Source organism: Tolumonas osonensis, from assembly GCF_014202415.1.
GTDB classification, from domain to species: domain Bacteria; phylum Pseudomonadota; class Gammaproteobacteria; order Enterobacterales; family Aeromonadaceae; genus Tolumonas; species Tolumonas osonensis.
Genome location: NZ_JACHGR010000001.1, coordinates 103,185 through 125,430, shown reverse-complemented (window position 1 = coordinate 125,430; position 22,246 = coordinate 103,185). Strand labels below are relative to the sequence as shown.

22 protein-coding genes are annotated in these 22,246 nt (G+C 52.7%); 17 read left to right on the top strand and 5 right to left on the bottom strand.

Annotated features, from left to right (window positions below):
- The first annotated feature begins 24 nt into the window (after nt 1-24).
- Genes HNR75_RS00585 through HNR75_RS00570 form a run of 4 tightly spaced genes read left to right on the top strand, consistent with a single transcriptional unit; the run spans nt 25 to nt 4,594 of the window.
- The gene (locus HNR75_RS00585) at nt 25-1,371 is read left to right on the top strand and encodes a TackOD1 domain-containing metal-binding protein (RefSeq protein WP_188025078.1); all 1,347 of its coding nucleotides are present in this window, start codon (nt 25-27) and stop codon (nt 1,369-1,371) included.
- Nucleotides 1,368-2,699 carry a glycosyltransferase gene (locus tag HNR75_RS00580; protein ID WP_188025077.1) on the top strand — a complete coding sequence of 444 codons (1,332 nt, stop codon included), beginning with the start codon at nt 1,368-1,370 and terminating at the stop codon, nt 2,697-2,699. Before HNR75_RS00585 ends, HNR75_RS00580 begins: the two co-directional genes overlap by 4 nt.
- A 1-nt stretch (nt 2,700) precedes the next feature.
- A complete protein-coding gene (locus HNR75_RS00575) occupies nt 2,701-3,774 on the top strand; it encodes an HlyD family secretion protein (RefSeq protein WP_188025076.1) in 1,074 nt (357 codons plus the stop codon).
- Nucleotides 3,775-3,826: 52 nt separating this feature from the next.
- On the top strand, nt 3,827-4,594 hold the full coding sequence (locus tag HNR75_RS00570; protein WP_188025075.1) for a LamG domain-containing protein: 768 nt from the start codon (nt 3,827-3,829) through the stop codon (nt 4,592-4,594).
- 10 nt (nt 4,595-4,604) lie between these two features.
- On the opposite strand, the gene tpx is transcribed toward HNR75_RS00570, so the two are convergent.
- Together tpx and HNR75_RS00560 are read right to left on the bottom strand one after the other, a co-directional pair.
- Entirely contained in the window at nt 4,605-5,105 is a 501-nt protein-coding gene (gene tpx, locus HNR75_RS00565) for a thiol peroxidase (protein ID WP_188025074.1), read from the bottom strand.
- 56 nt (nt 5,106-5,161) lie between these two features.
- Nucleotides 5,162-7,258 carry an alpha-amylase gene (locus tag HNR75_RS00560; protein WP_188025073.1) on the bottom strand — a complete coding sequence of 699 codons (2,097 nt, stop codon included), beginning with the start codon at nt 7,256-7,258 and terminating at the stop codon, nt 5,162-5,164.
- Between the two features lie 358 nt (nt 7,259-7,616).
- On the opposite strand from HNR75_RS00560, the gene nifH reads away from it, so the two are divergent.
- From nifH to fdxB, 9 genes are all read left to right on the top strand, one after another.
- Complete coding sequence (gene nifH, locus HNR75_RS00555) at nt 7,617-8,501, top strand: nitrogenase iron protein (protein WP_188025072.1); 885 nt, start codon at nt 7,617-7,619, stop codon at nt 8,499-8,501.
- Nucleotides 8,502-8,568: 67 nt separating this feature from the next.
- Nucleotides 8,569-10,017, top strand: a complete 1,449-nt coding sequence (gene nifD, locus HNR75_RS00550) for a nitrogenase molybdenum-iron protein alpha chain (protein ID WP_188025071.1) — start codon at nt 8,569-8,571, stop codon at nt 10,015-10,017.
- Between the two features lie 66 nt (nt 10,018-10,083).
- Nucleotides 10,084-11,649, top strand: coding sequence for a nitrogenase molybdenum-iron protein subunit beta (nifK, locus tag HNR75_RS00545; protein WP_188025070.1), 1,566 nt, complete (start codon nt 10,084-10,086; stop codon nt 11,647-11,649).
- A 138-nt stretch (nt 11,650-11,787) separates the two neighbouring features.
- Nucleotides 11,788-12,006 carry a putative nitrogen fixation protein NifT gene (gene nifT, locus HNR75_RS00540; protein WP_188025069.1) on the top strand — a complete coding sequence of 73 codons (219 nt, stop codon included), beginning with the start codon at nt 11,788-11,790 and terminating at the stop codon, nt 12,004-12,006.
- 21 nt (nt 12,007-12,027) lie between these two features.
- A complete protein-coding gene (locus HNR75_RS00535; RefSeq protein WP_188025068.1) occupies nt 12,028-12,714 on the top strand; it encodes a NifB/NifX family molybdenum-iron cluster-binding protein in 687 nt (228 codons plus the stop codon).
- A 207-nt stretch (nt 12,715-12,921) separates the two neighbouring features.
- A complete protein-coding gene (gene nifE / locus HNR75_RS00530) occupies nt 12,922-14,295 on the top strand; it encodes a nitrogenase iron-molybdenum cofactor biosynthesis protein NifE (RefSeq protein ID WP_188025067.1) in 1,374 nt (457 codons plus the stop codon).
- A 16-nt stretch (nt 14,296-14,311) separates the two neighbouring features.
- The gene (nifN, locus tag HNR75_RS00525) at nt 14,312-15,694 is read left to right on the top strand and encodes a nitrogenase iron-molybdenum cofactor biosynthesis protein NifN (RefSeq protein WP_188025066.1); all 1,383 of its coding nucleotides are present in this window, start codon (nt 14,312-14,314) and stop codon (nt 15,692-15,694) included.
- Nucleotides 15,691-16,143 carry a NifB/NifX family molybdenum-iron cluster-binding protein gene (locus tag HNR75_RS00520; protein WP_188025065.1) on the top strand — a complete coding sequence of 151 codons (453 nt, stop codon included), beginning with the start codon at nt 15,691-15,693 and terminating at the stop codon, nt 16,141-16,143. Before nifN ends, HNR75_RS00520 begins: the two co-directional genes overlap by 4 nt.
- A 43-nt stretch (nt 16,144-16,186) precedes the next feature.
- Nucleotides 16,187-16,480 carry a ferredoxin III, nif-specific gene (gene fdxB / locus HNR75_RS00515; RefSeq protein WP_188025064.1) on the top strand — a complete coding sequence of 98 codons (294 nt, stop codon included), beginning with the start codon at nt 16,187-16,189 and terminating at the stop codon, nt 16,478-16,480.
- Nucleotides 16,481-16,560: 80 nt separating this feature from the next.
- On the opposite strand, the gene HNR75_RS00510 is transcribed toward fdxB, so the two are convergent.
- The gene (locus tag HNR75_RS00510) at nt 16,561-17,799 is read right to left on the bottom strand and encodes a TIGR03862 family flavoprotein (protein WP_188025063.1); all 1,239 of its coding nucleotides are present in this window, start codon (nt 17,797-17,799) and stop codon (nt 16,561-16,563) included.
- A 237-nt stretch (nt 17,800-18,036) separates the two neighbouring features.
- On the opposite strand from HNR75_RS00510, the gene HNR75_RS00505 reads away from it, so the two are divergent.
- Genes HNR75_RS00505 through nifS form a run of 3 tightly spaced genes read left to right on the top strand, consistent with a single transcriptional unit; the run spans nt 18,037 to nt 20,532 of the window.
- A complete protein-coding gene (locus tag HNR75_RS00505) occupies nt 18,037-18,396 on the top strand; it encodes an iron-sulfur cluster assembly accessory protein (RefSeq protein ID WP_188025062.1) in 360 nt (119 codons plus the stop codon).
- Nucleotides 18,397-18,421: 25 nt separating this feature from the next.
- Nucleotides 18,422-19,315, top strand: a complete 894-nt coding sequence (nifU, locus tag HNR75_RS00500; RefSeq protein ID WP_188025061.1) for a Fe-S cluster assembly protein NifU — start codon at nt 18,422-18,424, stop codon at nt 19,313-19,315.
- Nucleotides 19,316-19,326: 11 nt separating this feature from the next.
- Nucleotides 19,327-20,532 carry a cysteine desulfurase NifS gene (gene nifS / locus HNR75_RS00495; protein WP_188025060.1) on the top strand — a complete coding sequence of 402 codons (1,206 nt, stop codon included), beginning with the start codon at nt 19,327-19,329 and terminating at the stop codon, nt 20,530-20,532.
- A 60-nt stretch (nt 20,533-20,592) separates the two neighbouring features.
- Here nifS and HNR75_RS00490 read toward each other — a convergent pair whose 3' ends face one another.
- The gene (locus HNR75_RS00490; protein ID WP_188025059.1) at nt 20,593-20,976 is read right to left on the bottom strand and encodes a cyclophilin-like fold protein; all 384 of its coding nucleotides are present in this window, start codon (nt 20,974-20,976) and stop codon (nt 20,593-20,595) included.
- A 225-nt stretch (nt 20,977-21,201) separates the two neighbouring features.
- Between HNR75_RS00490 and HNR75_RS00485 the strand changes: the two genes are divergently transcribed.
- Nucleotides 21,202-21,579: a VOC family protein gene (locus HNR75_RS00485; protein ID WP_188025058.1), complete on the top strand. Its 378-nt coding sequence runs from the start codon at nt 21,202-21,204 to the stop codon at nt 21,577-21,579.
- Nucleotides 21,580-21,641: 62 nt separating this feature from the next.
- On the opposite strand, the gene yafN is transcribed toward HNR75_RS00485, so the two are convergent.
- Complete coding sequence (gene yafN, locus HNR75_RS00480; protein WP_188025057.1) at nt 21,642-21,929, bottom strand: type I toxin-antitoxin system antitoxin YafN; 288 nt, start codon at nt 21,927-21,929, stop codon at nt 21,642-21,644.
- Nucleotides 21,930-22,246: the final 317 nt, after the last annotated feature.

Sequence of the window (22,246 nt, the reverse complement as noted above, 5' to 3'; positions counted from 1 at the left end):
TTATTGTCTTGGTATTGGATATAGATGAAGTTATTACTGATAGGGTCACAGGCGTCAAATAATATTCTGCGTCATCCACTGCCGGTACTTCAGTACACTTCATTACCTGATGTCATCCATGGAACGGCCTGCTTCATTCTTGATCCGGCAGATCCGCAACAACAGGATGCGTTATTAATCCATATCAGACAGCATCCCCACTGGTTTGCGTTTCCGGTTTTTACTGTGCAGCCAAGTCCGTTATCCCCGTATTTATCGGATGGTCTGCCGCCGGATGATCTCCTGATCAGGATAGAACAGTTTGAGCAGCGCTATCAGATATTAAAGGTGGATCCGGAAAAAGGGCTGACGGAACGCTTACTGACGTATCTCTGGTTATGGCCGGGACGAACCCTGATGGCGAAACCGCATCCGGAAAGCCCCCGTCTGTATGATTATCCGCTGGCGGCGCTCTGGGTGGATCAGGACAATGAATTGTTTCCCTGGCTTCACTCGCTGGAACGGGAAGGCCTGATCGAAGGCGCCACGCTGGTGGATCGGGTGCGTTATTGTTCTGTTTGTCACAGCGGCCATCTGAATTATGTCGAAGCCTGTCCGGAATGCGGCAGCATTGATGTGGCGGCGGAATCAGCCCTGCATTGTTTCGCCTGTGGTCATGTGGCCACACAGACCGACTTCTTACATAGCGGTCATCTTTCCTGCCCGAATTGTCTCAGCCAGTTACGGCATATCGGGGTGGATTACGATCGCCCGCTGGAAAATTACCGCTGTCACAGCTGTCATGCCTTGTTTGTGGATGGTGCGGTCAAGGTGCGTTGTCTGGAGTCCGGGCATGAACAGACACCGGAGCAGTTGATCGTGCGGTCTATCCGGCACTACAAACTGACTGATAGCGGTGTGATGTATATGCGCAATGGCGCCCAGCGAAATCTGATCCCGGAATGGATCGGCGCGCACGTTACGGAAGAGCATTTTTACTGGCTGTTACTGTGGCAAAACAAACTGGCGTTGCGTCATCAGAATTCGCACTTGGTCGTGGCGCTGCGGTATACCGAGTTGGCCACCGTGATTTATCAATTGGGCGAGGCGGAAGCGATCACCCGGATTGATGCCCTGACGCAGCGTCTGCAATCGGTATTGCGGGTGACGGATGTCTGTTGTCATTACCGGGATGATATGCTGCTGTTTTTCCTGCCGAATACACCGGCCAATCATGTCAGTGTGATCACCGGCAAACTCATCGCCTTAAGTGAAGAACAGACGACACAGCATCTGCGGCTTGATTTCAGACTGCGCGCGTTGCCGGACCCGACATTAGATGATAATGCGACCATCTGGGTACAGCAGTTGCTCGGGGAATTTACTTCGTGAGTGATCAGCTGCTGATAATCGGTCATTTTTTTCTGCAGTTTAAACATACCTTATTGTCGGATCTGTCGGCGGTCGCCTTATTTCTGCCAATGTTTCTGATATTTGATGTGCCGCTGAGTCTGATGGTACTGCTGGGTATCGGCCGCTGGTTCTGGCGTAAACACCATGAGCGGGAAAAACCGTATTACCGGCCGGTCGTGACCTGCGGCATTACCTGTTACAGCGAAGGTGAGGATATCAAAAAGACGATCCTGACACTGTGTGAACAGCTCTATAGCGGCCATATCGAGATTATTGCGGTGGTTGATGGTGCCAGTGTGAACACGCACACTTATCAGGCTGCGCTGGAGTGCCGGGATATTGTGGCGCGTTATCCGCGCCGGAATCTGATTATTCTGCCGAAATGGCAGCGCGGAGGGCGGGTGTCATCCTCCAATGCCGCGTTACGTATTGCCAGAGGCGAGCTGTTTTTTGCTTTGGATGCCGATACGTCATTTGATAATGATATGGTCGGCCAGGTGGTAAAGGAGTTTACCGACCCTGATGTGCCGGCGGTGGGTGGCGCGTTGCGGGTTAGAAATGACAAAGCGAGTCTGGTTTCCCGTATGCAGGCCATGGAATACATGATCTCGTTGCATGGGGCTAAAACCGGGCTGGCGGAATGGAACATTATCAACAGCATTTCCGGTGCCTTTGGTGCCTTTCGCACCCGGTTTGTCCGCCAGATTGGCGGATGGGATACGCACTCGGGTGAAGATCTGGATATGACGCTGCGTATTAAACAATATATGGCCAGACATCCCGGTTTAAGAATCCCCTTTGCAACGCATGCCATGGGATACACCGATGTTCCGGTTACGTTTAAATCTTTGTTCATGCAAAGAATAAGGTGGGATGGGGACCTCTATTTTCTTTATCTGCGAAAACATAAACAGGGATTGTCCCCCCGGTTGCTGGGCTGGAAAAATTATATCTCCACGGTGCTCTATGGCGTAGTCCAGAATATCCTGCTGCCTTATCTGGTTGTTTTATACACCGTGTGGGTTTTCATTAATTATCCGGCACCGGTGGTCGTTGCCGGATTTGCCATTCAGTATTTGTGTTATCTGTTTTTAACCGTGCTGCATTTTCTGGTGTTTCTGCTTGCCGTTTCCGAGCGGCCCGACAAGGATATTCATTATCTGAAATGGCTGCCTTTTTATCCGCTGTATGGCTTTGTCATGCGGATAATCAATGCCGTTGCCGTGTTCAATGAACAGATCCGGCGTAGTCATGAGGAAAGCAATATGGCGCCGTGGTGGGTATTAAAAAGAGGAAAGCGTTTCTGATATGAAAATCAAATTTCATCTCGACAAACAAAGAAATCCCGCACAGCACGGCGGTGTGAATATCAATTATGGCGCAGGAAAACGGGTTGCATTTCGTTTCCGCTGGTATCTGATTCTGTTTTTAATTATCAGCCCGGTGCTGATTTTCGTCTGGTATATCACGAAAGATAAAGTGGTTGTGGCATCGCCGGGTATTTTGACAACGGAGCCATTACATATTCAGGCCAGCCAGGATGCCGTTATTTCTGCCGTCAATATCAGACAGGGACAGTCGGCGAAACAGGGTCATGTGCTGATTAGTCTGGATAAACCGGTTTTACAGGCAGAAATAAAGCAACTGGAAAATAACATTTCGTCATTGGAAAAAACATTAACCGATGACTGGGTAAAACAGGAAACACTACTGAAACAGAAAATTGATATTGCCGATGCGGATCTGAAGGAAAAAAGCGCGTTGTATCAGAAATACATGAATTTCAATCAGGACGGATTGTTGCAGTTAGAACAATGGGCCAATGTCAGTCAGCTGAAAATGAATGCCGAATTGTTGCTGCTGGAAAGCAACCGCAATCTGTACGCGCTGAACCAGGATAAAATCAGCGGCAGCGCGGCGCAGTATCTGAACGAACTCAAACTACGTTTACAACTGCTGAAAGCCAGACAAGCGGAGCTGCAGGTTGTGGCCCCGATGGATGGGGAAGTCAAAGATGTGCTGGTACAGCCGGGGATGACGGTGCGTAGCGGCGACGCGTTAATGTTGTATGCCATTCGTTCACAACCGGTGGTGGTAGCTTATCTGACGCCTTCTGACGTGCAATTCTCCGCTATCGGACAACAGGCAACCGTGTCATTACCGGATGGTGAAACCATCGCCGCCACGGTGAGTGAACCGACTAAAATCACCGAGAAGGTGCCGGCGCAACTGGCCGGCCCGTTCGAGAATAACAAGGCCGCACTGAAAGTGGTGTTAACACTGGAGCACATGCCGGCACAAGTGATTGAGGGCCTGTCGGTATCGGTGCGTTTTCATTACACCCGGAATAATGTCTGGTCGCATATCAGCACGATATTCTGACGAAATGGCAGGGTCATTTCATGTTTCATAACAATGCACGGAGGCAATAATAATGCGGATAACAAAGAAATACGGATGGCTAGGGCTGCTTGCCGGGTTGTGTTGTTCGGCGGGTAACGTAGTGGCGAAAACCCTCTCGTTTGCCGGTGAGCAATGGGAAGTGAAAAGCGGGGTGGCAGGGCCGGGACCGAATAACTGGAGTGAGGATAACGCCTGGGTGGATGAACTCGGACAATTGCATTTAAAGATAAGTTATCTGAACGGGGCCTGGTATGCCGCGGAAGTTTATCAACTGACCAATAAAGGCTTTGGTAATTATGAATGGCATGTCAGTGGTCAGTTAGATCAATTAAATGAAAATGTCGTTCTCGGTTTATTTCATTACCAAGGCCCGGATGGACAGAATGAAATCGACATTGAAATGGCCAGATGGGGAGATGCAGCGGCACCACTCGGGAATTTTACGGTCTATCCGGCCGTATCCACGCTACCTCTGAGCACTCAGCGGTTTGCCGTTGCGCCAACCGGAACGGATACGGTGCAGCGTTATAGCTGGAATAGTACTACGGTATGTTTTCAGATGTTCAATGACAATGGCAGTGACGAACCGCCACTCAGCGACAAAATCGCTAGCTGGCAATTCGCGCCCAAAAACTACCGGAAAGCGATCCCGCAGGTGACGATGCCACTTCATATCAATCTGTGGTTACGGCAGGGGCTGGCACCAACCGATGGTCAGGAAGTGGAAGTGATCATTAAGAACTTTAGTTTTACACCAAGCCAGAATATACCTACTGACACGGCATCATGGTGCCAGTAGGTTATCTGTTTTAAATCAGTGCCTTCAGTGCTGCGTCGTAGTCGGGTTCGTTGGTGATTTCACCCACCAGTTCGGCATGCAGCACGGTATCTGCTTCATCCAGTACCACCACGGCGCGGGCAGTCAGACCTGCCAATACGCCATCGGCCACTTCTACGCCGTAATTCTGTTTGAACTCGCTGCCGCGCAGGGTGGACAAGGTGACCACGTTGTCCAGACCTTCCGCGCCACAGAAACGTGCCTGTGCAAATGGCAGATCGGCGGAAATACACAATACAACGGTGTTATCCAGACCGGCGGCGACTTCATTAAAGCGGCGCACAGATGCGGCACACACAGAAGTGTCCACACTTGGGAAAATGTTCAGTACTTTGCGTTTACCGGCGAAAGAAGCCAGGGTGACATCAGCCAGTTCTTTGCTCACCAGAGAAAAAGGTTTGGCGATAGAGCCAGCTTGCGGAAAGTCGCTGGTTACAGTTACCGGATTACCGGCCAGAGTTACAGTTGCCATGTCATTGTCTCCTTGCAGATGAATCATTAATTGTGCGCAATATAATTGCTGGCAACTCAATGTAACCGATTTAACATGTGTTTAACAAGCGTATTCGGATTTCCCGCCCACACCACCATCACCTTATCTTGCTGATACTGACGGCTGAAGGCGTAATAGCCGCTGGCTGGCAGCGTGGTCTGCTGACCGTTGCCTACCGCCGGATGACGGGCGCGGAACTGGCTGAGTTTCTGCCAATGAGCGAGGAGGGCTGCCTTGTCACCTTTCAGTTCTGACCAGTTCATATCCGAGCGGGTGCCCTGGAGCGGATCTGAGCCGGTGGCGCCAAAAGGACGGCCACTTTCATCACCGTAGTAAATCTGTACGGCACCGGGCGCCAGCAGTAACAGACTGCCGGCCAGCTTCTGTCTGGCGGTGTCGTTTTTCGCATCGTCATGGAAGAACAGGCGGGTGTCATGTGACGAGAGATAACTCAGCACATTCATGTCCCGGAGCTTTGCTGCCATCTGCTGATAGGTGCTATCAATGCTGGCATAACAACCGAGCGCCTGTTTCGCCTGATCCTGAAAATCGAAGTTGATCATGCTGTCGAAGCCGTGCTGGTAATAATCGCTTTTCATGACGCCATGCCCCCAGGCTTCACCGGTCATCCAGAACGGCGCATTATCCAGCGCTTCCTGCGAATGGGCTTTTTTCCAGTCGGCCAAGGCTTCAGCAGCCTGTTTTTTCAGCTGATCCCAGGCCGGTTTTTCGACGTGTTTGGCGGTATCAACACGGAAACCATCGATGCCATAGTCGCGTACCCACTGACTCAGCCAGTGCGTGATGTAATCGCGCGGGGTAAATCCGGCGATTTCCCGGGCGCGGGTGTCTTTTTTATACCGGTAGAAGTTCGGTAATCCGCTGGCCTGGGTGGACTCGGTTTTGATATCTGGCAGGAAGGCGAGTGTCATGGTGATATCGTCATAGCCGGGGGCATCGTAATCACCGATACCACTGCGGATCCATTTTTTACCCCACCACTTTTCCCAGGCAGCACCATCACTGAAATTGACGAAATTGTTGAAGCTGTGCCAGTTTTCGCCTTTGCCGGGTTTCCAGTCAGTCCAGTGTTTCCCGAGTATTTTTTGTTGTTCCGCTTGATTCAGGTGTAAGGCGCCGAACTGGAATTCCTGCATGTCGGCCAGTGTCGCATAGCCGACATGGTTCATCACCACATCAAACAGGATACGGATACCGCGCTTGTGTGCCTCGCTGACCAGCGTTTTCAGCTCCTGCTCTGTGCCCATGTTGGCGTCGAGTCTGGTCCAGTCAGCTGCGTAGTAACCGTGATAGGCATAATGCGGGAAATCACCGGCAGTGCCACCGCCAATCCAGCCGTGGATCTGCTCCAGCGGGGAGCTGATCCAGAGCGCATTGACGCCGAGCTGTTGCAGGTAGTCCAGTTTACCAGTGAGTCCGGCCAGATCGCCGCCGTGGAAGGTGGCAATTTCCTGCTGACCGTCCTTTTGCCGGCCATAGCTATGATCATTGGCCGGATTGCCATTGGCGAAGCGATCGGTCAGCACAAAATAGACGGTGGCGTTATGCCAGCTGAAAGGGGCTTTGGTGGTGGTCGCTACCGATTCCAGTAACAGCAGTCCACCACTTTCCTTAGTGGGTTGCAAAGTCACTTTACCCTGTCGGACAACAGCCGTCTGGCCGCTGTAATAATCCCGGAGGGTTTCGCCATCCCTGAATGTTTTACTGACATCAATACTCAGCGGCTTGCCATCCGAGCGCGGGCAGGTCTGCGTCAGGGGTGTCGGGTTACTGACAACCGGGGCTTTGACGCTGAGCATGACCGTCGGCGTACCACTGCGGGTGTCGATTTTTATCTGATAGTCGCCGTCGCGATATAAACGCCAATCGGTGGCAGGTTGTGCGCCACAGGGTTGCAGCGACAGCATCTGGTTCAGTTTCGGGGCGGTGGTGGGTTGCCAGCACTGATTGTCCGTTTTAAAACGCAGCGGATAAGCCCCTTTTTTCAGTGTCGCGACGCTGGTGAAGATCCCGGCGGGATTTTCTGTAAAGGCTGGGACGCCGGCGAGCTGCCACTGCGCCGATGCGGCAGGCGGTAACAGTAAGAACAACGGCAAGGCGAGACGTTTCATGTTCCATCCTTGAATAATAAGCAGATTGGGTGTCGTACTAGTCTGCCTCTGATGGCGAATTCAGCCTCATCCTTATGATTTCGGCGCAGGGGAGGAGTTACAGGGAGGAGAAAAAGACAATGTTGAGCTGGATCGCGTTATGGCATTCAGCCTGGCCCATAAGTTTGAACCACTTCACAAAGCTGACATTCCCTTGTCTATTTCCATACAAAAAGTCCGAGTTTGTATCGATCGTTTCTGCGACACAAATCACGATTTTAAAGATAATCCTTTATTTTCAATACCTTGCGATATTTATCCGGATTGGTACGTACCGTGCACATAGTAATACGTCAACGTCATTCAGAGGAGAAACGACATGGCCTTACGTCAATGTGCAATCTACGGTAAAGGTGGTATCGGTAAATCTACCACTACTCAGAACCTGGTATCTGCCTTAGCAGAAATGGGCAAAAAAGTGATGATCATCGGTTGTGACCCGAAAGCGGATTCTACCCGTTTGATCCTGCACGCAAAAGCGCAGAACACCATCATGGAAATGGCGGCGGAAGTAGGCTCAGTCGAAGATTTGGAACTGGAAGATGTACTGCAGATCGGTTACGGCGGAGTGCGTTGTGCTGAGTCTGGTGGTCCAGAGCCAGGAGTAGGCTGTGCTGGTCGTGGTGTTATCACTGCTATCAACTTCCTGGAAGAAGAAGGCGCGTACGAAGAAGATCTGGACTTCGTATTCTACGACGTACTGGGTGACGTAGTTTGCGGTGGTTTCGCTATGCCAATCCGCGAAAACAAAGCGCAGGAAATCTACATCGTTTGCTCCGGTGAAATGATGGCAATGTACGCGGCGAACAACATCTCCAAAGGGATCGTGAAATACGCGAAATCCGGTTCTGTACGTCTGGGTGGTCTGATCTGTAACTCCCGTAAAACTGACCGTGAAGATGAACTGATCATCGCCCTGGCAGAAAAACTGGGTACCCAGATGATTCACTTCGTACCACGCGACAACATCGTTCAACGCGCTGAAATCCGTCGTATGACCGTTATTGAATACGATCCGAAATGCCAACAGGCTGATGAATACCGCGCGCTGGCTCGTAAAGTAGTTGATAACAAACTGCTGGTGGTACCGACTCCGGTCACCATGGATGAGCTGGAAGCACTGCTGATGGAATTCGGCATCATGGACGTTGAAGACGAGTCCATCATCGGTAAGACCGCTGCAGAAGAAGCAGCCACCGTTTAAGTCTTACCCGGCGGCTGGCAGGGATGCTGCCAGCCCGGATTGTCCGCCCATTCAAGGAATTACTGCTATGACTAACAGAACTCGCGAAGAGAATCTGGCGTTAATTCAGGAAGTGCTCGAAGCCTATCCGGAAAAAGCGCGTAAGGATCGTAAAAAACATCTGACTGTTAACGACCCGTCGCTGGAAAAAGCCAGCAAATGTATTACTTCTAACCGTAAGTCTCTGCCGGGCGTTATGACCATCCGTGGTTGTGCTTACGCCGGTTCCAAAGGGGTAGTGTTCGGCCCAATCAAAGACATGATCCATCTGTCGCATGGTCCTGTCGGTTGTGGTCAGTACTCTCGTGCTGGTCGTCGTAACTACTACACTGGTCTGACTGGTGTAAACAGCTTCGGCACCATGAACTTCACCTCTGACTTCCAGGAAAAAGACATCGTATTCGGTGGCGATAAAAAGCTGGCGAAAATTCTCGAAGAAATGGAAACGCTGTTCCCGCTGTCTAAAGGCATCACCGTACAGTCAGAATGTCCGGTTGGTCTGATCGGTGACGATATCGAATCCGTGGCCAAACAGGCGAAAGCGAAAACCGGTAAAACCGTCGTGCCTGTACGCTGTGAAGGTTTCCGCGGTGTGTCTCAGTCTCTTGGTCACCATATTGCGAACGACGTAGTTCGTGACTGGATCCTTGGTAACCGTGATGAAACCGAATTCGAAGGTACACCTTACGACGTCGCGATCATCGGTGACTATAACATCGGTGGTGACGCCTGGTCTTCCCGTATTCTGCTGGAAGAGATCGGTCTGCGCGTAGTAGCTCAGTGGTCTGGTGACGGTACCCTGGCGGAAATGGAAAACACACCGAAGGTAAAACTGAACCTGGTGCACTGCTACCGTTCCATGAACTACATCTCGCGTCATATGGAAGAGAAGTACGACATCCCGTGGATGGAATACAACTTCTTCGGCCCGACCAAAATTGCCGAATCACTGCGTAAAATCGCGGCCCAGTTTGACGAAACCATCCAGAAAAAAGCGGAAGAAGTGATCGCCAAATACGAAGCGCAGACTGCAGCTGTTATCGCGAAATACAAACCGCGTCTGGAAGGCAAGAAAGTCATGCTGTACGTCGGTGGTCTGCGTCCACGTCACGTGATTGGTGCTTATGAAGATCTGGGTATGGAAATTGTTGGTGCCGGTTATGAATTCGCGCACAACGATGACTACGACCGTACGCTGAAAGAGTTGCCAGAAGCCACGCTGCTGTTTGACGACGTGACTGGTTATGAATTCGAAGAATTCGTGAAGGCGGTGAAACCTGACCTGATCGGTTCCGGTATCAAAGAAAAATTCATTTTCCAGAAAATGGGTATTCCGTTCCGTCAGATGCACTCCTGGGATTATTCAGGCCCTTACCACGGTTATGACGGTTTCGCGATCTTCGCCCGTGACATGGATATGACACTGAACAACCCGTGCTGGTCGAAACAGACTGCGCCATGGAAGAAAAGCGCGTAATGGCCCCGGTAGTTGATTCCATTACCCCGTTAGTTCACAGATGAGTGGCGCGGGAAGGAGAATGTTATGAGTCAGAATGTAGAGAACATCAAATCCTGTTATCCGCTGTTCGAACAGGACGAATATCAAAACCTGTTTGCAGGTAAACGTGCCAACTTCGAAGAAGCGCACGATGCGGAAAAAGTACGTGAAGTGTTCGAGTGGACCACCACCGAAGAATACAAAGATCTGAACTTCAAACGTGAAGCGCTGACCATTGATCCGGCGAAAGCCTGTCAGCCACTGGGTGCGGTGCTGTGCTCCCTGGGTTTTGAGAAAACCCTGCCGTATGTGCATGGTTCACAGGGTTGTGTGGCTTACTTCCGTACTTACTTCAACCGTCATTTCCGTGAGCCTGTGGCTTGTGTGTCTGACTCCATGACCGAAGATGCAGCCGTATTCGGCGGTCACGCCAACATGAACGATGGTCTGCAGAACGCGCTGGCGCTCTACAAACCGGAAATGATTGCGGTATCGACCACCTGTATGGCGGAAGTTATCGGTGACGACCTGCAGGCATTCACCAACAACGCGAAAAAAGACGGCTTTATTCCGCAAGATTTCCCGGTGCCGTATGCCCATACTCCTAGTTTCGTCGGTAGCCACATCACCGGTTGGGACAACATGTTCGAAGGCTTTGCCAATACCTTCACTGCCGGCGGCGACTACACCGTAGGCAGCAACGGTAAACTGAACATCGTGACCGGTTTTGAAACCTATCTGGGTAACTACCGCGTGATCAAGCGCATGCTGACCGAAATGGGTGTGCCATTCTCCATGCTGTCTGATCCGTCAGAAGTGCTGGACACTCCATCGGATGGTCAGTACCGCATGTATGCCGGTGGTACCACTCAGGCCGAAATGAAAGATGCGCCAAACGCCATTGATACGCTGATGCTGCAACCATGGCACCTGGTGAAAACCAAGAAAGTGGTGAAAGAATCCTGGGGCCAGCCTGGCACCGAGCTGAACATCCCGATGGGTCTGGAATGGACTGACGACTTCCTGATGAAAGTCTCGGCACTGACTGGCAAAGCGATCCCGGCGTCACTGGAGCTGGAACGCGGTCGTCTGGTCGACATGATCACCGACTCTCACACCTGGCTGCACGGCAAGAAATTCGGTGTCTACGGTGACCCTGATTTCGTCGAAGGTCTGGTTAAATTCCTGCTCGAACTGGGCTGTGAACCAACCGTGATCCTATGCAACAACGGCAGCAAAAAATGGAAAAAAGCCATTGAGAAAATGCTGGCGGATTCACCTTACGGCCAGGGCAGCGAAGTCTATGTCGGTAACGATTTGTGGCACTTCCGTTCACTGATGTTCACCAACAAACCGGACTTCATGATTGGTAACTCCTACGGCAAGTTCATTCAGCGCGACACCCTGGCGAAGGGCAAAGCGTTTGAAGTCCCACTGATCCGTCTGGGCTTCCCGATTTTCGACCGTCATCACCTGCATCGCATGACCACCCTCGGTTACGAAGGCGCCATGTACATGCTGACCACACTGGTGAACGCTGTGATGGAAAAACTGGACAGCGAAACCATGGAACTGGGCAAAACAGATTACAACTTCGATCTGGTTCGTTAATCGTCGTTGTTATCGGGAGCGGGCCGGAAGCCTGCTCCACCCGAAGCCCGGAGCCGTTCTTGCAACGTTCCGGGCTTATTTATCTCAATCATATCGATCATAAGAAATTCAAGTGGTTGCAAAGGAAGGAATTGTCATATGCCTAACATCATGTTCCGTCAGCACGACGATGGTTTGTACTGCTACATCGCCAAGCGCGATCTGGAAGCAAAAGTTGCACAGCTTGAATTTGAAGCCGATGACAACTGGGGCGGCCGCGTTGAACTGGATAACGGTGAAGCCTATTTCCTGGCGCCGCAGGGAAAACCCTCACTGCCGGTCACGCTGCGTCTGAAACGCGCCGGCGAAGACGATTAATTCTGATCACAGGAGGCGGTGATGAAAGCACTGTTGGAAAGTCAGGTTTACTGGCGTCTTATCGCGTTGGCACAGGCCGTACCGGAAGTGGAGCAAGGGATCCTGTTTGACTGGATCAGCGGCGCGCTGAATGGCCCGCTGAGCACGGCGCAACTGGAAAAACTCACGGTCGAGACCCTGCAGTCTCAGGCGCCGGCCGAATTGGCCGGATTCAGCAACGCACGCTGGCAGGTACTGCTGGAATGTCTGCAGGGTGAACTGCCGGTACATCTGGATCCGAAACCAGCCGTGGCGGAAGCGGATGCCCTGCGGGTCGCGTTTTCCTCGAATGATGGTCTGCATGTGAATGGTCACTTCGGCAATTGCCATCTGTTCTTTATCTATCAGGTCACCGGCAACGGCTCACAGCTGATCGACATCCGACATTTTGTGGCGGATGAATCGCTGGAAGATAACGAAACCCGCGCCCGCCTGCTGCACAGCTGTCATCTGCTGTTCTGTGAAGCGATTGGCGGCCCGGCGGCGGCGCGCATCATTCGTCATGGTATTCATCCGGTCAAAATCAAGAAAGACAACCGAATCAGTACCCAACTGGATGCCTTGCAGGAGCTGATGCAGGGGCAACTGCCGCCCTGGCTGGCGAAAGCGCTGGGACGCAAGGACGATCTGGGCAAGCGTTTTAACGATGAGTTATCCGAGCTGGAGTGAATGCTCAGGCGTCACGAACCACCGCGATATCAAAAGCTATTACCCTTGCGGATTTGGCTGGGGGGTGAAATCCGCAGGGGTGATAGCGTCCTGTCGTGTTTGTTGTGAAAGCGACAATAACAAAATCATTTAAATCAATAAGTTAAACATGGACTGCTCCTTGCACCACTCAAAAATGAGAGCCCGCGCACATTTCAGGAGGGAGCGATGAAAGGCAACGAAATAGCGGCATTGATGGATGAGCCCGCCTGTGGCCATAACAGTAAAGCCAAATCCGGCTGCAGTGCGCCGAAACCGGGGGCAACCGCCGGTGGCTGTGCGTTTGATGGTGCGCAAATCACGCTGTTACCGATCGCCGATGTGGCGCATCTGGTGCATGGTCCGATTGGTTGTACCGGCAGTTCATGGGATAACCGGGGAGCCCGCAGTTCCGGTCCGGCGCTGTACCGGTTGGGGTTTACCACCGATTTAAATGAACAGGACGTGATCATGGGGCGCGGTGAACGCCGCCTCTATCACTCGGTGAAACATATTGTCGATCGTTACCAGCCCGCGGCGGTGTTTGTCTACAACACCTGCGTGCCGGCGATGGAAGGTGACGACATTATTGCCATCTGCAAAGCCGCGGAAAGCAAGGTCGGGGTGCCGGTGATCCCAGTGGACGCCGCCGGCTTTTACGGCAGCAAGAATCTGGGTAACCGCATCGCCGGTGAGGTTATGGTGGATCGGGTGGTCGGTACGGCAGAGCCTGCTCCATGGCCGGCTGACTGCGCCATTCCGGCTGAGCAGGGACACGACATTGCCCTGATTGGCGAATTCAACATTGCCGGCGAGTTCTGGAATGTGCAGCCGCTGTTTGATGAGCTGGGGGTACGCATTCTCTGCACGCTGGCCGGCGATGCCCGTTTCCATGAGGTGCAGACCATGCACCGGGCGGAACTGAACATGTTGGTCTGCTCCCGCGCGCTGATCAACGTGGCGCGCAAACTGGAAACCAAATACGGCACGCCGTGGTTTGAAGGCAGTTTTTACGGTGTCACCGATACCTCCAAATCCCTGCTGACCGTCGCCGAAATGCTGGGCGATCCTGATTTGATCGCCCGTACTAAAGCGCTGATTGCCTGTAAAGAGGCCGAGACCGAAGCACAGTTGGCGCCGTTCCGTGCCCGTCTCAAAGGCAAGCGGGTGCTGCTGTATACCGGTGGCGTGAAGTCGTGGTCGGTGGTCGCTGCCCTGCAGGATCTGGGCATGGAAGTAGTGGCCAGCGGCACCCGTAAATCGACCGAAGAAGACAAAGCCCGTATCCGTGAACTGATGGGGGATAACGCGCTGATGCTGGAAGACGGCAACGCCCGCAATCTGCTGGATGTCGCGTACCAGTACCGGGCTGATCTGATGATCGCCGGTGGCCGCAACATGTTCACCGCGTACAAGGCACGGCTGCCATTCCTCGATATCAATCAGGAACGTGAACATGCCTATGCCGGTTATGACGGCATGGTCGAGCTGGCACGTCAGATCTGCCGCTCACTGGAAAGTCCGATCTGGACGCAGGTCAAACAACGCGCGCCGTGGCAATAACGCAGGAGACCCCCCTATGGCTCAAGTCATCAAAACACATAAACCACTGGCGACCCAACCGATCAAAAGTGGACAACCGCTGGGTGCGATTCTGGCCAGTCTGGGTATCGAACGCTGTATTCCGTTGATCCACGGCGCGCAGGGTTGCAGTGCCTTCGCCAAGATTTTCTTTATTCAGCATTTCAACGAACCGATCCCGCTGCAATCGACGGCGATGGATCCGATCACCACGGTGATGGGATCTGACGACAACATCATTCAGGCGCTGGCGCATCTGTGCGAGAAAAGTAATCCGCGGCTGGTAGTGTTGATGAGCTCCGGCTTATCGGAAGCGCAGGGCTCGGACATGAACCGTGCGCTGAAAGAGTTCCGCAAGCAATATCCGAAATATGAACGCAACGAGATCGTCACGGTAAACACGCCCGATTTCTATGGCTCGCTGGAGAATGGCTACAGCGCGCTGGTGGAAAATCTGATCTCGCAACTGGTGCCGGAGCAGAAGCTGCGCAGCATCCGCAAGAAACGCATCAATTTATTGCTCAGTCACATGCTGACACCGGGCGATATTGAGCTGATCCGTCAGTATGTCGAGGCATTCGGCTTACAGCCGATCCTGGTGCCGGATCTTTCCCGCTCGATGGATGGTCATCTGGTGAAGCAGGATTATCTTTCCGTCAGCCAGGGCGGGGCAGATGTCAATCTGCTGCGCCAGCTGGGGCAAAGCAGCCTGACGCTGGTGGTGGGGGCGTCGATGCAACGCGCCGGACAACTGCTCAACTCCCGCAGTGGCGTGGAGAGCGTCTATTTCCCGCATCTGATGACCCTGGCCGAGGTGGATCGTTTTATTCATACCCTGCAGCAGGTCGCTGATCGTCAGGTCCCGGAATGGATTGAGCGTCAGCGCGGGCAGGTGACCGACACCATGATCGATACCCATACCTGGGTCAATGACACCCGGTTTGCGATCGGGGCGGAAGCCGATCTGCTGGTGGCGTGGATGGCGTTTGCCGACGCGGTGGGCATGACGCCGGTATCGGTAGTGGCACCGGTGAACCAGCCCTGTCTGGCTGGTTTGTCCGTCGATAAGGTACTGATTGGGGATCTGGAAGATCTGCAGCAACAGGTGGAAGAAAAAGGCTGTGATCTGCTGCTGGCCAACTCGCATGGCGCGGTGATGGCCGACGAGCTGAAACTGCCACTGATGCGCATTGGTTTCCCGATTTTCGATCGTTTTGGTGAGTTTCGTCGTGTCCGTCAGGGTTATGCCGGTATCCGCGATAATCTGTTTGAAATCGCCAACTATCAGCAACAGGCCTGCCATGGGCGTCCGGTGTATCACTCACCGCTGAAACAAGCTTTTGCTCAGGATGCATTCCGTACAGAGGAGGTATTGGCATGAGTCATCTGCAAAGACATTTGCGCGTCAGTGAAGCCCATGTGCCACATCTTAAAGTCGCTTTTGCCAGTTCGGATATGAAAACAGTGAATCAGCATTTCGGCTCCTGCGAGAGTCTGCTGGTTTATGGGGTGGAACCGGATGGTTATGAATTGCTGCAGGCCGCTGAATTCCAGGTCATTGAAGGGCATGTTCCGGCCAAAGTATCGACCCGGATCGAAGTGATAGATGGCTGTTTTGCCGTGTACTGCAACGCGGTCGGCGAAGCGGTATTCCGGCAGTTAATGGCTCATGGTATCCGTGCCATCCGGGTCGAACCCGGTGTCACCATCGGCAGCCTTATCCAGGCGTTGCAGGAGCAATGGCCACAACGGGTCCCGCATAAACCGCAGAAGACAGTCTCTGCAGACTGTCTGGCGGATGCGCTGGAAGACGCGGGCTGGGACGAATAACTATCAATATCAATACAAAAACCTAGCTCAGAGGAGAGGAAATATGAGTGGATTCATTACCGGTCTTACTCGTGGCGGCGCGGCATGGACACCGGAGTTTGTGACGGCGGTTGATGCCCATACCTGTATCGGTTGTGGCCGTTGCTACAAAGTCTGTTCCCGCGATGTGTTTAATCTGGTTGATCGTGCTGATGTGCTGGATGACGATCTGGATGATGAGGAAGACGATGCCATGATGGTGATGACAGTCGCGAATGCGGACGACTGTATCGGCTGCGGCGCCTGTTCCCGTGTCTGCCCGAAAAACTGTCATTCACACGCTGCCATGCCGGCGTAATTAAAAGAGTCCTTTGCAATCTTGGGTGGCAACACCCGACTGCGTTTTCGCCCGGAGTGATCCGGGCTTTTTTATCTTGTCTATGCTGGCGTATGCAGCCACTGCAGGATGCCGTGACCTGCGGCAACACCACTGGAAAAACAGCCGGTCAGCAGATAACCGCCGGTCGGTGCTTCCCAGTCCAGCATTTCACCGGCACAGAACACACCCGGTAGATCTTTCAGCATCAGCTGTGCATTCAGCTCAGAAAAACAGACGCCACCGGCCGTGCTGATGGCTTCATCCATGGGCGTGGTACGCAAGACCCGCAGCGGAAACTGTTTGATAGCCTGTGCCAGCAGACGGTCATTGGTGAAGGTTTCTTTGGTGAGACACTCACGCAGCAGACTGGCTTTGACCCCATCAATGCCGACCTTGCTTTTCAGCTGTGTGGAGAGGGATTTTGAGCCACGGGAACGCAGTTCCTGCTCGATGCGCTCCGCGGTTTTATGCGGCAGCAGATCCAGCGTCAGCGTGCTTTTGCCATTCTGTGCCAGCTGATCGCGCAATTCGGCGGCAAACACGTAGATCAGACTGCCTTCAATACCACGTTCGGTGATGACAAACTCGCCCTGTCGCTCGGTCCGGTTACCGTCACGGTCGGTCAGGCTGGCAACCACGGTTTTCATCGGCGTACCGGCAAAACGACTGCGAAAATCGGCCGACCAGTCGCACTCAAACCCACAATTCGCCGCTTTCAGCGGGGCCACCGCGATGCCTTTTTGCTGCAGCAACGGTACCCAGGCACCATCCGAACCGAGTCGCGACCAGCTGCCGCCGCCTAACGCCAGCAGGACGGCATCCGCCTGTACGCTGATGTCACCTTCCGGGGCAGAGAAAACCAGGCGTTGCTGCTCATCCCAACCGGTCCAGCGATGACGCACATGAAACTTCACACCCGCTTCGCGTAAACGTTGTAACCACGTCCGCAGCAGGGGCGCGGCACGCATATCGGTCGGAAACACCCGGCCGGAACTGCCGACAAAGGTTTCAAAACCGAGCTCATGTGCCCATTGGCGTAATTCACTGGCGCCGAAAGCCTGCAGCAGGGGCCGCATTTCCTGCTGGCGCTGCCGGTAACGGTTCACAAACGGCTCAAACGCTTCGGAATGGGTCAGGTTCATGCCGCCTTTGCCGGCCTGCAGAAACTTGCGCCCCACGGAAGGCATGGCATCAAACAGATCAACCCGGATGTTGTGCTGACTGAGTATTTCTGCCGCGATGAGCCCTGCTGGACCACCCCCGATGATCGCGACCTGTTTTGTTGCTGCTGTTGCCACCCTGTTCTCCGTTGATCAGTCCCGCCGGACAAGAAAGCGGATTGTACCATCCAGGAGGCAATGTCGTCTGTTATGTCCGGATCAGACATCCTGTCTTAACTGCGACAAAAGCCGACAAAGCCTGCTGCGTTGTCAGACAAAACAGCTTCTTTCTCTCATCATCCATTTGAAAAATAAAGATTTTATATGTGGCACTTCACTTGCAGCTTTGTGATCACGGTCACAGGGAGAAATGCCATGATTCAAATCGAAGAGAATGCACTGACGCAGTTACAACGTCTGCAACAACAACTGGCGCAGGAATGTATCGGTTTGCGTCTGATTGCCAAAGGTGATCCCTGCTCGGGGATCAAGGTCGATATGGGCTGGACTGCCACGCAACAGCCTGACGACGTCTTGTATCGTCAGAGCGGTCTGGTGTTTCTGGCGGATCGCCGTCAGTGGCCGCTATTAAAAGATTGTCAGATCTCACTGGCAGAACGACAGGGGCAACCCGGCTTCAACATTCAGCCGCAGCCTGCCGATTGTCACTGTAGTCACGGTAGTTGCAGTCCGGCGCAATCAACGAACTGCCCTTCAACCGCCAGTGTAAATTAAAAAATACGTGCAAAGGAGACGAGTCATGTGGAACTATTCAGAAAAGGTTAAGGATCACTTCTTTAATCCGCGCAATGCCAAAGTCATTGCCGATGCCAACGCCGTCGGTGATGTGGGCTCTATCAGCTGCGGTGATGCGTTACGTCTGATGTTGCAGGTCAACGCAGAGAGCGAAATTATCGAAGATGCCGGTTTCCAGACCTTCGGCTGCGGCAGCGCTATTGCGTCCTCTTCTGCCCTGACCGAGATGGTGATCGGTAAATCACTGGATGATGCGCTGAAGATCAGCAACCAGGACATCGCCGATTATCTGGATGGTTTGCCACCGGAAAAAATGCACTGTTCGGTGATGGGGCAGGAAGCCCTGCAAGCCGCCATTGCCAATTTCCGTGGTGAAGAATGGCATGACGACCATGAAGAAGGCGCGCTGATCTGTAAATGCTTTGCCGTGGATGAAGTCAAAATCATCAAAGCAGTCAAAGAGAACGGTCTGACCTCCATTGCCGATGTGATCAACTACACCAAAGCGGGCGGCGGTTGCGGCGCCTGTCATGAAAAGATTGAACAGGCATTGCAGAAAGTGCTGGCCAGTCAGCCTTGTAACGAAGCGCGTATTGCCACCACCAGCATGGAGCGTAGCAAGGTCGCACCGCATGTCGATCTGGCGAAGAAAGATGAAAACTGGCGTACCGTGGCTGCGGTACTGGAAGATATGCGTCCGCGTCTGCAGGCCGATGGCGGTGATGTCACCCTGATCAGTGTGACGGAAAGCAAAGTGGAAGTGGCGCTGTCAGGCAGCTGTTTAGGCTGCATGATGACCGACATGACGATTGCCTGGATCCAGCAGACCCTGATGGAAAAAATGGGCCGCTACATTCAGGTGGTCAGTATCACTCAGGCTGAAACCGCGCTGGTTTAAGGAGACGGAACATGAAAGCGATCTATCTGGATAACAACGCGACTACCCGTCTCGACCCTATGGTGCTGGAAGCGATGATGCCGTTTATGACGGAGAATTATGGCAACCCGTCCTCGATTCATGGCTTCGGTGAACCGGTGCGCAAGGGCATTGAACGTGCCCGTGAACAGGTAGCTGCCTTACTGGGCGCCGCACACGACAGCGAAATCATTTTTACCTCCTGTGCGACCGAAGCCAACAGCACCGCGATTCTGTCAGCCGTGGAAGCGCTGCCAGAGCGCAAAGAGATCATCACCTCCGTGGTGGAACATCCGGCGATTCTGGAAGTGTGCGAACATCTGGAACGGCGTGGTTACACCATTCATCGTCTGCCGGTCGACGGGCAGGGGCGTCTGGATCTGGCGCATTACCAGTCACTGCTCAGCGACAATGTCGCGCTGGTGACGGTGATGTGGGCGAATAATGAAACCGGCACCGTCTTCCCGGTACAAACCATGGCCACCATGGCGAAAGAGAAGGGCATTCTGTTTCATACCGACGGGGTGCAGGCGGTCGGCAAATTCCCGATCCATCTGGCCAGCAGCGACATCGATCTGTTGTCATTTTCCGGTCACAAACTGCATGCCCCGAAAGGCGTGGGCGCGCTGTATGTCAAACGTGGCACCCGTTTCCGTCCGCTGTTGCGCGGTGGTCATCAGGAGCGCGGTCGTCGTGCCGGTACCGAAAATGCGGCCGGGATTGTCGGCCTCGGTATGGCGTGTGAACTGGCGGAAGTACATATGCCGATGATGTCGCATCTGGCAGAACTGCGCGATGAACTGCAGGCCGGATTGCTGGAAAAAGTACCGTGCTCTATCGTCACCGGTGATGTTGATAGCCGCACGCCGAATACACTGAATATCGCGTTTGAATATATCGAAGGGGAAGCGATCCTGCTGATGCTGAATCAGCTGGGCATTGCCGCCTCCAGCGGTAGCGCCTGTACCTCCGGTTCACTGGAACCTTCGCATGTGATGCGGGCAATGAATATTCCGTATACCGCGGCACATGGTAGTGTCCGCTTCTCACTGTCGCGTTATACCCGCCAGAAAGAGATCGACTATGTGCTGGAAAAACTGCCACCGGTGATCGAGCGTCTGCGTTCATTGTCGCCATACTGGGTACAGAACAAACCAGATCTGGAGAAGATGGGTGAATTTGCCCCGGCTTATGCCTGAGCCGTTGTCTCTGTAATAAAAAGCCTGCAGCCGTACCGCAGGCTTTTTTATGCGCCAGGACTACTGACGCAGGAACAGCTTCACCTCACGCAGCGAATCACCGAGCTGATGCAGCGCGGAGAAATCCGAGGTGATTTTGCCAAACGCGATACCGGGTGACGCCATTTTCGGACGCGCATCCGTACTCACCGGCGTCGGGCCGAAGAAGATACAAAAACCGTTACCATCGGGCCATAAGGCCACTTCACCTTCCTCAAACAGCTCGGTTTTTTTGCCATGCGCCGGGATCGGCACTGGCAGGGTACCGTAATATTCACCACCCCATTTGCTCATCGAGATCGACAGCGGCAAGGCCGAAACCAGCTTTTCCGTCGAAGGATTGTCATACAGGGCAACCTCAAATTCCGCATTTTTTATCTGAATCACCAGTCGTTGCTGTTCCATGTTTCCCACCTTTTTACCCATTTCCGTCTGCTTATCTTAAAAACAGCCGGCATGCGTGTTATCGGCGGAATGACTAAAGATAATTGTGGGATTGTCTGAATGTGTGTGGGGAAGCATCAGTAAAATCTGGTGAAAAAATAATTTGGTACGGCAGGGCAGGCAATGGCACCAGCACGCATTCCTGACTATGTTTATTCGGTTATCAGCCTTGTTGAAGGGGGAGTGATGAAGAACAATCCTGTCTGTTGGTTTGAAATCTATGTTCAGGATCTTGAACGCGCCAGAATGTTTTACGAGTCTGTCTTTCAGATTCAGCTGGAGGCATTAACGGCACCGGATTCACCGAGTGAGATGTTAAGTTTTCCGGCGGAGATGGATCGCTGGGGGGCTGGCGGTGCGCTGACAAAAATGGAAGGTGTGCCATCCGGTTGTGGCGGTACCATGGTCTATTTCAGCTGTGAAGATTGTGGCGTGGAGGAAAGCCGGGTGGTCGCACTGGGCGGACAGATCCACCGCAATAAAATGTCGATTGGCGAGTATGGTTTTATCTCGCTGATCGTGGATACCGAAGGCAACATGATCGGGCTTCACTCCGTGAAATAAGCCGGATGTCTCCTGGCAGCGTTGACCATAAGCCACTGTCGTTGGGTTTGAGCGGCAGTGGCTTAATTAGATGGTTCGGTTTCGTCTGTTACCTGTCCGATGAGCTCTTGTCCATGTAATGCAATGGCTTTCAGTTGCTCTGCGGTCGGACGGAATTTTGCAACGAATTGCCGGTTTGCCTGCTGTTTTTCTAACAGATCAACCATGGCTTCGAACAGGCTGGCACTGAGCATATACCCTGCTGGTTTATTGTTTGATAAAACGGCGATGGGTTCATCAGTAAAATACTGCGCCGGATTTTTGCGCAGCTCAGTCATACTGACGGTATGTTCTGCTAAAATTCTGTGCATTTTCAGGCTCACTTTTTTATACAAAATTACTATAAGAATAGTATTCGATAAATTTGCTGATTAGTCAAAAATTGAACAGCCTTGTATCAGACATCCGCCAGTGGCATCACCTTCAAATTGGCATGGATTATCGGTTGTGCGATAGTGGTTTAGCGACACGTTGATGTGGTGCAAGATATTTCAAGCTTCATTTGTCGCTCTTCATTTGATTGCTTGAGTAATCTAAGTAATAGTTAGATCAAACGGTGTATCACACCCCACAAAAAAGAATAATTTTGTTTAATAAAAATATAATGTTTATCATATAGTTATATAGG